The following is a 13,405-nucleotide window of genomic DNA, read 5'->3' on the forward strand; positions in this document are numbered from 1 at the left end:
ACAACACAGCCCACTCAACATCCGACAACTCATGACGACGCACCACACCCGCCATCCTCCCGCATCACACAAACAGCTTTGAAGACGACCCCTAGGGCCTGCGAGCTGTATTGAAGCCGGTTGGATTGGCCGCTTCTGACCTTGGTATACCGCACTGAAGGGCTGGGATGGGGCTGGACTGGAACTGGGCGGAGGCGCCCGCTCTGCGGCCTCGTCTGGAGCCCATCGTTAGATCATCCCGACTGCCCGGGCCAAGTGGGCACTCCGCCCCGCCTGCCGGGGCGAGACGGATCGCGGCCAGGGTGGAGCGCCGCCGCTCGGTTCGCTGGCCGTGCTTGCGGATCAGGCCTGGTATCTGCCCGACGAAGGTGCCTCGCGGGTACGAGAAATTCTGGCAGGCGAACCGGCGGGTGCGCGACCGCAGGACAAGGCTGCGTTCGGCGACAGGTGCGTCCGCGGGACGCCGCAGGTAGGAGCCGTGAACTCGGCCGGATCAGGTTCCGCAGTCCGGGCGCACGGTGCCTTTCGCGGTGCAGCGCGCTTCAACGCGCACCCCTTTGGGCGCTGTCGCGCCCTCAGTGGGCAGGCGGCGGGGTCGCGCTGGGACCTGGATGATCCCCTTTCATTTAGTTTGTAATAGCACTGTGCATGATCGTCCCAATGAGGTACGAATATCCAACATCGACCGCTGAGCGGGCGTTAGATGCGCTGCTAGGCGACTGGCGTGGGAGGGAACTGCCATGTGGCGTCCAAGTGAGGACGGGCCCCTGCTGTGTCCAGAGCTACTCCTGGGGAGCGAGGAGGTCCCGGAGGCGACGCGGGACCGCATCGCGGACTATCTGCAGCGCGTCATGGCGGCACGCGCTGGGGTTCTCCATGTGTGCAGTGCGTTCAACGCTCTGTACTTCGGCTATGACCCCGTCACGGGCCGCTATGCCATTGAGCCCGATCCGGACGCGTTTTTGGAAGCAAGAGTTGGTGGAACGATCCCCGTGCTGCCAACCGGGGCGTTCGTCCGGTTGAGACGAGGGACGCGCGAAATCTGGGGTGAGATCGCTGCGGTCTTCGGGGCGCTGGAAGGAACGGAGCCGGATGGTTGGACAGCCGCGTCCGTATCCGGCGCTCCCACGGCGGGGGATGTAGATAGGCAGCGTCTGGTGGTTGACACTGGTGTGTTCGGTCCTTTGAGCGCGGAAGAGGTGGTCGAGCAGGGGCGGTGGCTCCGTCCTGAGGGTGGGTTGGAGCGCGGCCATCTCGTCGGACATGTGCCGGTCGCGGTGGCGGGTGTTTCGTCACGGGACCAAGTTGGTTCATTTGCTGCGTTTCTTGCGGGCCCCGGCCGTGGCTTGCTAGATCTCGGGCCTTTGCCGCAGTGGCTGAGCAAGGCGTCGGACGTGGAAATGGTCGCGCGTGCGGTGCGGGCCGCCGTCGCATGTCTGGCCGGCGTCATGGCATCGGCTACCGCGGTCCGAATGTGGGGCCTCTACGGGCGCTCGGCGTCGGCTGCCGAGGTATTCGCCCATTCCGACCTCGCACGGGAGATGTGGACTGCGGTGTCCCGGCCGGCGCCGGGTGGCGCGGCACGCTACTCGGCTGTGTGGCCACTCCTTGACGACCTCATCAGCCATGATCATGGTGACTCGCCCTTGGCTCTGGACGGAGTTGCGGGAGCAGCTCTGATAGTGGACGCCAACCTCGCCTTGGCCGATGCCGTGGTGAGCGGTGAATACCGTGATCGCGTCGACGTGCGAATAGATGACGGCTGGCAGCAGGGTGGGGTCTGGCGAGCGCAGGCGGTCCCGGCGAGTCCCCTTCTGGCGGGCCTCGACCCGCTGACTCCGGTCGGCCTGGGCTTCGACGAGGCCACTGCGGCACAAGCGGGGGCAGAGCCAAGCGGTGAGGGGATCCCCCGTCTTGATGAGAGCCGCGTGCATGTCGAGCACGTCGATGACGAACTGGTCGTATTTACGGTTGCGTTGAGTGCGGCTGATCTGTCGGCAGGCAGGATAGAACTGACTCGGCCGGTGAAGCTGCTGCTCGCGCCCGGGCGAGTGGTTCTACGGCTTCACCACGATGGGCATTTAGCCGACGACATCGCGGTGCAGCAGGCGCGCCACACCTCGTCTGCTGTCTCGGGTGTGGCCTGGCCGGACACCATGTATCCAGGCCTTCGGCTGACGGTCGCTGCGGCCAGGGCCGGAAGGAGACTGGTCGCCACCAGCGTGCGGCTCCCGGATCCGGTGTTTGTTGAGGGTTTCGGGCTTGTGCTGTGGGAGTGTGACTGGGATCTGTTTGCCCAAGGGTTAGGCCTTGACGTTTCGCCGCCCTCTCCGGCAGCGCGAGATCGGTGGCAGTCCGCTGTGGCCAGAGGCGCCTGGCGTCCTGCGGTCGCCTCGCTGGAGTGCCTGGTGGTCGAGGCTCTGAGACGGGACGGAGACGTTGGGTCGGCTGGCAGCCGTGCCCTTGACGGCCGACGTCTGACCGCCTCGTTGTTCGGACCGGACCTCCGATCCCCTGCGCTGCTCTGGACGGTCATCCACACCTGTGAGGACATGGCCGTTCTCGGGTTGCTCACTCAGACGGCTTCTTCTGAAGGCACTCCGGATGTTTTTACCTGGTGGCCGGACACCCCGCAGGCATGGGAAGTGCGTCAGGTCAGCGGGTGGGGCGACAGCGGTGATCTGCTCCGGGAGGCGATGAACCGGCATTGGGTGCGTCCTCGGAAACGGCGCTTGCCGACGGGGCAGCAGGCTACGCCTCAATCGCAGGACGCTTACGCGCGCTGGCGCTTGGCCGTTGAGGGGACAGGTGCCGACACTCAACTCCCCAAGGGGACGACCTTTGTGCACGGGCATTTGCGAGGCACCGGGCCTGGCAAGCCATGGCACCGGCATGTACAGCAACATCATGAAAGGTGAGTCGGAACGGATGATGAGAACCGGAACGACGGCGAAGTCGCGTGGCAAGGATGGGGATGTCCCCACATCGCTGCGGAACGAGGTGGCCGAGGGGCTGATGCTGCTCGGGGATCCCCTGGGCGACGTATTCGCGGTACTGGACAGCAGGCAGTTGAACGATCTGCTGAATCGAGTTGGTAAGACACAGCGCACTCAGCTGCTCCAACGATTAAGAGTTCCCGCTATGGGGAAACTGACGCCCACAATCTGCGGGCACGCTCTGTCGCAGCTGAGGTCCCAGCGCGCGCTTGGGCATCGGCTGCTGGATGCGCAGCTATTGGGCGGCCCCCTCTACGCTGGTCTTTCGCAAGCCAGGATGCAGTGGGTGGAGGGGAATCGGGCAGAGGTTCTGCTGGAGAGTCTGGAACAAGTCCCCCGCGCCGAGCTTCTGTTGACTGCGTTCGCTTTCTGGGACACGGATCCTGGTCAGGCTCAGGTCTTGGCGTGGACACTGAGGAATCGAGCCTTACCGTCCTGGCCCGCGGACCAGGTGACGATCCTGGCGGATGCCTGCCAACGCCTCGCCGACGACTGGGGCGCACGGCGTAGGACGCTCGTGCGCGATGTGGCCTTTCCGCCCGACGCCAGTTTCTGGCCCGGAGCCGCAGGTGATCGCCCCGCACTCGACATGGCTGAGCAATGTGATGAGGCTGCGGGCCGTCTGGAGAGACTTATTGAACTGGCTGCTGCCGACGTACGTCAGGCGGCGGAGCGCCTAGAGGCGGGCGCTTTGCCGGATCCCGGGGCATGGGAGACGGCTGAGTCCCTGCGTAGCTACGTGTCGGCAATACGAGCGGGGTTGGCCGAGGCATGCACGTTGCCGCTTGAAGAACTACCGACGCAACTCCATGAACTTTCCACCTTGCTCAGAGACCGTGCTCGTGACCTCGCAAGCCGGGGGCGGCTTTTGTCGGCGCTGGAGCGCGTCAGATCCGCGACGGTGTCCCAAGAGCACGAGGCCTTTAAGGCACTCCGCACTCACGCGGCCCGGTTGTGCCGGTTGGATACCTGGGACGAAGACGACGTGGAGCTTGCCGAGTTGATCTCAGATGTGCTCGCGCTGGCTGACGCCGTGGAGCATGATGACGACATCCAGGTGGAGCGGCTCGACACGAGGCTGCGCACCGCATTGCCCGAGTCTGTTCGTCCAGTCGTGCTTCTCGTCCTGCGTGGCAAGGCGGCCTTCCTGGCTCGGCCCTCGGCTCAGACGCCCCTGGGTGCCGCAGAATCCGACGGCTTGGCGGAAGATCGAGACCGAGCGGGAGCGGCCCCGGCTCCTGAGCCGGGTCCCGCTGTTCCGCAGGCGTGCCATTCGAGCGTTCGCGCGCAGAGCTCGGATGCCCCCGCGCGGGACGTCATTGAGCAGCCAACATCGTCCAAGACAACGGGGAAGAAGCCTGTTGACCATGGTGCTTCACTCTCGGACATTAAGTCCGACCGGCAGGGTGGGCAGGACAAAGGCAGTGCGACCGGGAAACATGCAGACGCGGGAAGTGTGACTTCGGTCGGGGAAACTGAGCCTCGATCGGATGCCCCAGCGGCAGTCGCGCTGTCCCCAGTGCCCCTGGACGTTCGCCCTCGTTCGTGGGGCGGACTGGCCGATTCGTCTGACGAAACGGTCGCGCAGTTGCTGAGCAGGGGAGAAGCAGCGTTGGCCTACCACGCTGCGCGAGTCTCTAACCGGCTGGAACTCACTGCCAACATCAAGCTGTTCGTACTTACCGACGCGATGCGCACCGCCACCGGAGCGTGCTCGGAATCCTTCCGTGAAGAAATGGCGATCCTGGTCGGGCGTGGGATGCCCGCACCCCTTCCTGACCGCCTCCTGCGCGCGGCGGCGCTGTTCCGTGCCTGTTTGGTATCTGCGGATCCGGCGGCCGGCGAGTTGCTCCGCCTACTCGCCGAATCCCTCTACGAGATGCCGGCGTTCCGCGCGACCCTGATGATCGCTGCGGATGCTTGTGCGAGAGGACAGCTCAGCGTCCACGGGCTCGGGTCCGACCTTGCGGACGGTGAGGGCACCTCCGACACCGACGTCGACGTCAGTTCGGTCTGCGCACTCGCACGGGAGAGCCTGGCTGAGCCCCGCACGCTGCACTTCCCCCGCGCCAACGACATCGTCCGGGAGTGGTGGAGCGAGGATGGCCTGATCGGCAGCATCCTGCATGCGGTGGCGCGCGACCACAGAGCACGGCTGGACTCCGTCAGAGCGGAGTTGGTGGCGCTGCGTAAATCAGAAGCGTTGGAGAAGCGGCTCACTGCCACTGACAGGCAGAAGCGACACAACAAGACGCGCCTCCAGGGAGCGGCCCGACGTCGCATTCTTCAGTACGCCCACGAGTCCCTTGATCTGGCGCATGACTGGCTGACTTCCGTGCAGAACCTCGCCTCGTTTCGTCCGCCTGCGGTCTTTTCGCATCTGGCCGCGACGACCAAGGAATACGGTCAGGACATGGAGACGGAGCTTGCGGCCCTCGGCCAAGAGCCCGACCCCCTGGTGTCTGCTGCCGCCGTACGTTGCCTCGAAGCCATGCGGACGAGCATTTCACTCCTGAACACCGGAAGGATCCCCGGTTCCGAGCCGGTGCCGGCTGTCGCTCTCAATGTGGATCTGTTGCGCTCTACCGGTTTGGAGTTCGACGTCGAGCTGAATTCCATCCGCCCGGTCACGATCGACGACGTACGCAGCGCTCACGACACGGACTGGGAGATGGCGGCGCATCAGCACGCGGTGGCGGAGAACTACGCCACCGCACGGACGGCCCTGGAGATGTTCGAACTAAACGGTGGCCGCAGCGAGAGGGTTGCTGAACTGCGGCAAGAGCACAACCGGTCGCGTGCTGTCAGTCGGCCGGAAGTCAGGGCCCTTCACCAAGATGTCACTCACAGGGCGGAGACGGCAGCTCGGATCGGTCAGCTGCCCGAGCCCGGGCGGTCGCTGGTCACCGCACGACTGGAAGCAGCCGGTGTGGCGTTCGGCGCTGACAATCTTGGCACGATCAGGCGTGAATGCGGTGCGATCGTCGATCAGCTGAATGCTCTGTCCGAGCAGGCGAAGAGCACCTTCAGGACTGCCGCCGCGCAGCGGCTGAATGAGTCGGACGCACCGTCCGCTCTCGCCGATGAGATCCGTGCCCTGATCGCACGTGGTGATCTGGCTACCGCTGAAGAGTTTCTCATCGCTGCTCGTGCCGGGGTCAAACCGCCCACTGCGGAAGCGGTCACGGATTTCGACGCGTTCTTCCCCGCTGTCTGTGAAGCATTACAGATGGGGATTACGGCAGAATTGATTAGGGATGCCGCAAATGGCGAGGGATGCAAGGTCTTGGACTTTTCAGCGCTGACCTCTGCCCAGCGCTCCCAGGCAGCCGAGGCGCTCACTTCATTGCATCAACTGCACAGTCAGTGGAACTCGTTGCGCCCCAAGCCTCACCACTTGCGGCTGGCTCTACGACTGGCGGGCATTGAGTACGGCCAGGAGCGGGATGCTGGCTTGACCAATCCGCCCAATCGCCGCTGGTTCGACATCAACGACGTAAAGCTGGTCGGGCCCGCACGGCTGCCCCAGTTCGGGTCGGGAGCGGGCGGCCGGCTGCGGGTCATGACCACCAGGGCAGTCTCCGATGCCCGAACACTGCTGGGCTGGATCGAGCAGGACGTCAGTCAGCTTCCCGTTCTGGTAATTGTGGCGGGTACGTTGAGCGTTGCTCAGCGGGGCGCCTTGGCCCAGGCTGCTGTAGCACGGAGGGACAAGCCGATTCTTGTGTTGGACGCCGCCGCCCTCGCTTTCCTGGCAGCACGTGGAACCGGATTGTTCGCCACGATGGAACGTATCCTGGCGCCCTTCAGCGCTGTCGCGCCCTACTTCCCGGAAGCCAGCGACACACTGCCGGCAGAGATGTTCTACGGACGCAGCGAAGAACTATCGGCCGTCCTCGACCCGCAGGGTTCGAGCATCCTTTACGGTGGCCGGCGGCTCGGTAAATCCGCCCTCCTCAAGGCGGCGGCGGCCCGTTACCGCAGGACGAAGCACCACGCGAGCCTCTACATTCCGCTCCCGTCGGGGATGGGCCTCACCCCTGAAGTGCTGTGGGACCTACTCGGGCGCAGCCTGGAGCAGTCCGGCATCGCCGAACGCCGAAAGCACCGGGCAAGCACCACGCGCCAGGTGGAGGAGGACATCAACACCTGGCTGAACAAGGACAAGGCGCGGAAACTCCTGGTCCTGTTCGACGAATGTGACGAATTCTTTGACGGCGACGCTCGTGAGAATTTCGTGCACACCACAGCGCTGAGAAACCTCATGAGCGCCACTGGCCGCCGTTTCAAGCCCGTCTTCGCCGGCCTGCATCAGGTGCAGCGGTTTGCCGCGCTTCCCAATCAGCCCCTCGCGGGGGCTCACTTCGGAGAACCGTTGGTCATCGGACCCTTGAGTCCGAGCGCCGCGTACCGCCTGCTTCACGACCCGATGCAGGCTCTCGGGATTCGTTTCCAGAGCGATACTCTGATACATCGGGCACTCGCTTACGCCAACTACCACCCGAAGATCATTCAGCACATCGGGCTCGCGCTGGTCCATGAGACACACGAGCGTCGGACGGCCGGTGATGGGCCGCCTTGGACTATCGACGAGGAAGTGCTGGAGCGAGTCATCGGCTCAGCGGCGCTCACGAAGAGCATCCGAAACACCGTACGCCTCACTCTCCATCTCGATCCCCGCTATAAACTCATCGCACTCGTATTGGCGCTGTATGCCTACCGGCACGGTGTAGACCAGCCTGTCGCCGGCCGCGAACTCCGGACCGAGTGTGCTCAGTGGTGGCCGGACGCATTGTCCGTCACTACTCCCGATGAGTACCGAGCCCTCTTGGAGGAGATGGTTGGCCTCGGAGTTCTGGCAGCCGACGAAACCGGTTGGCGATTGCGATCATCGAACGTACTGCGCCTCTTGGGTACACCGGCCGGCATCGAGGAAGAGCTGTCCTCACAGGAGAGCGAGGCAGTCACAGCCCTGGCGGCCACCCACGCCCGGCGACCTCTGCCTGAAAACAACCGTATTAGCCCACTGACTGAAGCCCAGATCGCCGACCTCACTACGCGGCGCAATGGGCTACGGATCGTGCTCGGATCGCCTGCGGCGGGGCTGACCGATGTTCTTGGTGTTCTCACCAGCCAACGGGAACGAACACCCGGCAGGGTGGCCCCACTGCTCACACCTGCTTCTCCCGGTGACTACAAGAAGCAACTCCAGACAGGAACTCCCGGCCGCAGCCACCGCATCGTCGTCAGCGATATGCGCCAGTTCGGCCCAGCGGCAATGCGGCTGGCTCTGGATCAGGCGGTGACCTTGCAGCCGCCAGAAGGCGTCAGCCGCTGTGTTGTCGCCCTTGTCGATCCGAGCAATCTCGACCATATGAGTGCGTTGACCGCGCAGGATGAGGAGAATGTGCTCTTTCTTCGTCTTGTTACGGCGGACGGGTTGCGCAGTTGGACAGCTGACCAGGACCCGATGGCTTCGTACTCGGATCCGGGCCAGCGCAGTGCCCTGCTCATGGCGACGGGTGGGTGGCCGAGTCTCCTTAACCACGTATTGCGACTTGCGGAACGCGGCTTCTCGTCGCAGAAAGCACTCGTCCAACTCGCAAAGGATCTTGAGGGCGTCGCAGGAGCCGAGCTCCTAAACGCTAGTGGCCTCGCCGACGCCGTAGCTGTACACCCGCTCGTTCAGCATCTCGTTGACTTTGATGCGCCGCTTCCTCTGGAGGACCTGGTTGATCTGCTGGGTCACGAGAACCCAGACACCCAAAACATCCTGAGTGTTTTGCGCCGTATGAGCGTGCTAGTGCAGGTGGGACGAGAGGGGCTTGCCATTGAGCCTGTTCTGGCAGCTGCGTGGAAGCGCCATGGTCCCAAATGATTTCGGGCGACGCCAGGCCAGTAGCCGACGCCGCTTCGTCGTGCTGGCGGGCTTCATGGAGCGAGATATAGAGCAACACCCCCGCCCGGTATGGGGATAAGGATCCGGACAGGTTGCCCTTCGTGCGGGGAGAAGGGGAGCCGTTCCGGCAGTCCACCTTCGACCGAAAGCGACGCAAGGACCCCGTGTTCCTCGGCATGCCGGAGGGCTTCGGCTTCTAATCACCGCCGTCACCACGGCACACGCTCCGGGGCCCACGCTCAAGGACACGATGGTCTGCGGTGGGCAGTCGTCTGAGAAGGCCGCGTTCATCTATCAGCACTCTGACCGTAAGCGGCAGCGAGAGGTCGCGAGTGGGCTGGACAGGATGGTCCGGTCTGCCGGTGCCGAGGACTCTGAGCAGAAAGAAGAGGGCAAGGTGGTGCGGAGGCTCAGACGTGTCTAGATAACAAAGAAGCCCAGGTTGGGAGCACCGTCTTCGTTGTGGAGCGGGTGACGAGAATCGAACTCGCGCTCTGAGCTTGGGAATCAACGGCGCTCCGGAGTGTCGCAGTGCTCTGACCAGGGATTACATGGTTCCGCGAGTTGTACTGGGGCTGATTGGACTGACCGCTTCTGACCCTGGTTTACCGTCCCGGAGGGCTGGGGTGGGGCTGGTCTGCGACGAGCGAGCTACGAGGACGGGTACGGGCATGCTGGGGTGGTACGACGAGCGCCTTCGGGCCTGGGCCATAAGGCGGTGTGCTCTCGCGAACGGGAAGTAGCATCTTCCGCTCACGCACGCATCAGCCGGGACCTGGCGGCGACATCGCTCCGGGCGACTTCCGCCTGTTGGGCCGTCGGGATCAGTACTCGGCCAAGCAACACCAGCGCCATCTCGCCGCAGACATCGACTTCGACTTGCGGCGCCAGATGGCGCCGCCCGCGCCGAGTGACTGAGGAGGCGAGAGCATCCCCCCTCTTGTGCCATGAATGTTGAGAACTGATGTGCATGTCGGCGGGCGACGGTAGCTTCGCCCGTGCCGAATGCGCCGCGGGGCGACTGTCCGCAAGAAGGTCGCCCAGCCACCGCGGCACGGGAGTGTCAGCGGCTGACGACACGACATGTGTCAGAGCTGATCCCGTCGCACATGTACGTATGTCCGCTCACCGTGTGCGTCCGTGATGTCGACGGTGATGCTCTCCCACTCGTCGACGGGCGCCTCCGGCACGTTGCCCGTCTGGTATTCGGCCTCCGCCAGTAGCTCCTCGGTCACCTGCACGCCCGTGAGGCGCTCCGTCAGCGCGAACACGGCTGCCTTCGTGTCGATGTTGGGATCGCTGTCGCGCGTTGGGTGGAGACCGACCTCTCTCATGACCTCGTTCAGTTCGTCGGGAGTGCTGCCGGTCCTGTCCGTCGGCCACTCGAAGGTGGTCCGCAACTCTCCGTCCTCGTACCAGTGGAAGAAGTCCATGGGTTTGCCCCCGTTGCTTGAATGCGAGACAGCCCGTGTTCCGGTGGAGAGGGCCTCCATGATGCTGGGCCGGGTTCCCAGGTCGCCGCCGAACTCCAGCGCGAGGGTCCAGTCTCCTCCCTCGCCAGGCACCGTGAACGCGCCCGCGAGGAAGGACTCGGGAGAGTCCTCGTATCCGTCCAAGATGTCCGCATGCTGCTCGATCAGTTCAACGAGCCCCTCGCACACGCCTTGTGGCTCGGCCCCTGCCACTTCGAGCAGCTCCGCCGGCGAGACTCCCCGCACCAGCGTCAGCGTGTATCCGGCCTCCAGCGCGTACGTGAAGAACGAGGACGGGGAACGTATCCAGCCGTAATCGGCTGCGGTGGCTGAGATCATGCAGCGCATCCTGCCAGTGCCCACTGACACTCGGGTGCGCCAGCCCGAGCCGCTCAGGGGCGTGTGCCGGATGTGGTTCCTTAGTCTTACGCAGCCAGGGGCCCGTCCGTGGGTCGTACTTCCCGGCGAGCGGCCTGCCGAGGATCTCCGGGCGGCGGTCGTTACGCGGCCCGACCACGTTCGTACGCGCGTGACCTCGAGATGGTCTGGACAACAAGAAAGGCCCGGGCCTCTGACCTGGGCCTTCGTCGTGGAGCGGGTGACGAGAATCGAACTCGCGCTCTGAGCTTGGGAATCACGGGTGCCTTTGTGCTTCCCCTGCTGGTCGGGCGGGACTTGTGTGTCGCTGCGGCCGAGCCGTCGATGCTGTGTCTGGCTGTGACTGACCGCAGGATGCCGTTGTGTGTGGTGCGGAAGTGGTGCGGGGGAGGGAGGGCGTCGGGGTTCGACATCTTCCATGGGGCCGGCTCGGCCCCCGCGATGATTCCGGGATCTCGGCGGGAGGCTGGCGGCGGTCTGTGGGCGGCCGTAACCTGTTCGCTGGAGAGGTGTGTGCGACTGGTTGGCTGATTTGCTCTGTTTGTCGCTCTCGCTGCAGTTGGTTCAAAACTTCCTTGCTCGCTAGGAACCTGCTGGTTACGCAGTGTGCTCCCCGCGCCTGCGGGGATGGACCCTGACCCCGGAGTCAGGGCGGTGAGCCGAAGCTGTGCTCCCCGCGCCTGCGAGGATAGCCCCAGGGCCTCTGCCGCCGCGGGGGACGGCCCGTGCTGCTCCCCGCAGGGACGGACCCATCCGGTACGCGGAGACCCCTACGTTGACCGACTGCTCCCCGCGCCTGCGGGGATGGACCCATGGCGGCGATGCCCGCGAACATCCGTCCTTCCTGCTCCCCGCACCTGCGGGGATGGACCCGTTGGCGCGCAGTTGCCTACCGCCACGCAGAGTGCTCGACCCTGTCTGCCCGATGGCTGCCTGTGTCGGCACCAACACGGCTTCCCAGCAGTCGTGTTGGCTGATGCGGGTGCTCATGCCGCGATCAGCGGCCGTGTCGGTCAGTAGTTTTGGGACGGCTAAAGGTGTGGCGCGCGTCGCGCGAAGTCGGTCTCAGGATTCGAGAACGTGTCCAATGAATATTCGACAGGTCTCCGAAGCGCGCTCGTTGCTCCTATTGACCGCTAGGTGCAAGTGGTGCGCGGTCCTCAAATTGGACTAGACAACAAGGAAGCCCCGGGCCACTGGCCTGGGGCTTGCGTGGAGCGGGTGACGAGAATCGAACTCGCGCTCTGAGCTTGGGAATCAACGGCGCCTAGCAGTGCCACAGCGCTCTGACCAGGCGTTACTTGGGCTACGAGCTGTGCTGGAGCCAGTTTGATTGACCGTCTTTGACCGTGGTCTACCGCACTGAAGGGCTGGGATGGGGCTGGCCCGTGACGAGGCGGTTGCCGAGACGGCTCGGGTGGTGCTGGGCAACCGATGGGTCGATGCTGTCGCAGAGGAGCTTGGCTTGCTCTGCGTCCCGCAAAAGATCTCGAGCGTCGACGGGCCGCTGAGAGACATCCGCCGCTTCTGCCGTGAGTGTCGTGCAATGATCGGCCGATGATGGGCTGGATTGGGGCTCGCCTTGCTGCACGTCACCGGCGGCAGGCTGACGAGGCGATACGGAAGCTGCGCGAGGATGTCGAGGTGCTTCATATCGGTCCTATACCAGGGCCGGTTCGAGTGGCATTACGGCGATACCACCAACGGAAAGTGCGAACATGGGTGTTATGGACCGTGTTCCTTTACGTCTGCCTACGCGGGATCGTCGGTGCGTTTGCCGGCGATTTGAGGAAAGCGAACGAGCTCCTCGAGCAGGTCCCGTACTACAGCGATTCGAAGGTCCTGGTTGAGCTGGCTCTTGGCGACATAGGAGCGGGTGGGGTGGCGCTGTTGCTGGCGGCGTACCCGCTGCGGTTCGTTGTGGCTTCCGCTGCTCGGATGTGTGGTGCAGGGGGTTTTACCTTCGAGCGCGTCAGCGTCTGGGCTTGCCTGATTGGGCAATGTGCGGACGTCGTGCGCTCCTCGGGAAACCGCGATCACCACCTCAGCTCGATTTCACTACGTCTCCCGGTAATGCGCGTGCGAGGGGCGCGCATCGCACGAGGCACTGTTCCCATTTTCTCGCGGCGCAACGGACCCTTGAAAGCGCACGCGGCTCAGGTCGTAGGGGCATTGCGGTGTGCGGAGGCCGAGTTGGACAAGGAGCCTCAGAAGGCCGCGCGTGACCTTGGGCGCCTGGCATTGACGATCAGCGAGCGGTACGCCTCGGGGCGGCTCGGGGCACTCTTGGACGAAGGCGACCTCAAACCACCGCGTCGCATGGGTGACGCGTTGCGACTGTCCATCACAGCGGTTCTTGTCGCGGTGATCGTTATCGTTTCAGCGCGGCACGGGGTTCCAGAGCCAGCTGCGATCGCCGCAGCGGTGGTGGTTGTGGCGATCCTCTACCAAAGCGCAACAGCCGGTGGAATCGCTGGTGTCGGTTTAGTTGTCATTGAGATCGTGTTGAACGCATTTTTCTCGGGCAAGTAGCCATCCGCCAACCAAGCGCCGGACATCTGGCTTACAACGGCTAACACAATGAGGTGGATCGGGCCTGGTGGCCGTGTCTGCGTCATGGGGTCAGCGTTGTCCGGGCATGGGGGCTTCGCCGTGGATCG

4 protein-coding genes are annotated in these 13,405 nt (G+C 64.3%); 3 read left to right on the plus strand and 1 reads right to left on the minus strand.

The genetic code is table 11. The annotated features are described in order from the left end of the window. Positions 1-851 precede the first annotated feature (851 nt). Positions 852-2,918, plus strand: a complete 2,067-nt coding sequence (locus tag ACIO1C_RS35800) for a hypothetical protein (protein ID WP_401871988.1) — start codon at positions 852-854, stop codon at positions 2,916-2,918. Continuing rightward, on the plus strand, positions 2,893-8,874 hold the full coding sequence (locus ACIO1C_RS35805) for a hypothetical protein (RefSeq protein WP_401871991.1): 5,982 nt from the start codon (positions 2,893-2,895) through the stop codon (positions 8,872-8,874). The genes ACIO1C_RS35800 and ACIO1C_RS35805 overlap by 26 nt, the downstream gene beginning before the upstream one ends. Positions 8,875-9,983: 1,109 nt before the next feature. Here ACIO1C_RS35805 and ACIO1C_RS35810 read toward each other — a convergent pair. Next, positions 9,984-10,706 carry a DUF6461 domain-containing protein gene (locus tag ACIO1C_RS35810; RefSeq protein ID WP_401871993.1) on the minus strand — a complete coding sequence of 241 codons (723 nt, stop codon included), beginning with the start codon at positions 10,704-10,706 and terminating at the stop codon, positions 9,984-9,986. A gap of 1,773 nt (positions 10,707-12,479) precedes the next feature. Between ACIO1C_RS35810 and ACIO1C_RS35815 the strand changes: the two genes are divergently transcribed. Continuing rightward, positions 12,480-13,277 carry a hypothetical protein gene (locus ACIO1C_RS35815; RefSeq protein ID WP_401871995.1) on the plus strand — a complete coding sequence of 266 codons (798 nt, stop codon included), beginning with the start codon at positions 12,480-12,482 and terminating at the stop codon, positions 13,275-13,277. The last annotated feature ends 128 nt before the right edge of the window (positions 13,278-13,405 follow it).

This window comes from Streptomyces sp. NPDC087420, from assembly GCF_044744165.1.
In the GTDB taxonomy this organism is placed as follows: Bacteria; Actinomycetota; Actinomycetes; order Streptomycetales; family Streptomycetaceae; genus Streptomyces.

Bases quoted from the DNA above. Each gene is read 5' to 3' on its own strand.
- ACIO1C_RS35800 (WP_401871988.1), top strand. From the start codon at position 852: ATGGCGGCACGCGCTGGGGTTCTCCATGTGTGCAGTGCGTTCAACGCT.
- ACIO1C_RS35805 (WP_401871991.1), top strand. From the start codon at position 2,893: ATGTACAGCAACATCATGAAAGGTGAGTCGGAACGGATGATGAGAACC.
- ACIO1C_RS35810 (WP_401871993.1), bottom strand. From the start codon at position 10,706: ATGATCTCAGCCACCGCAGCCGATTACGGCTGGATACGTTCCCCGTCC.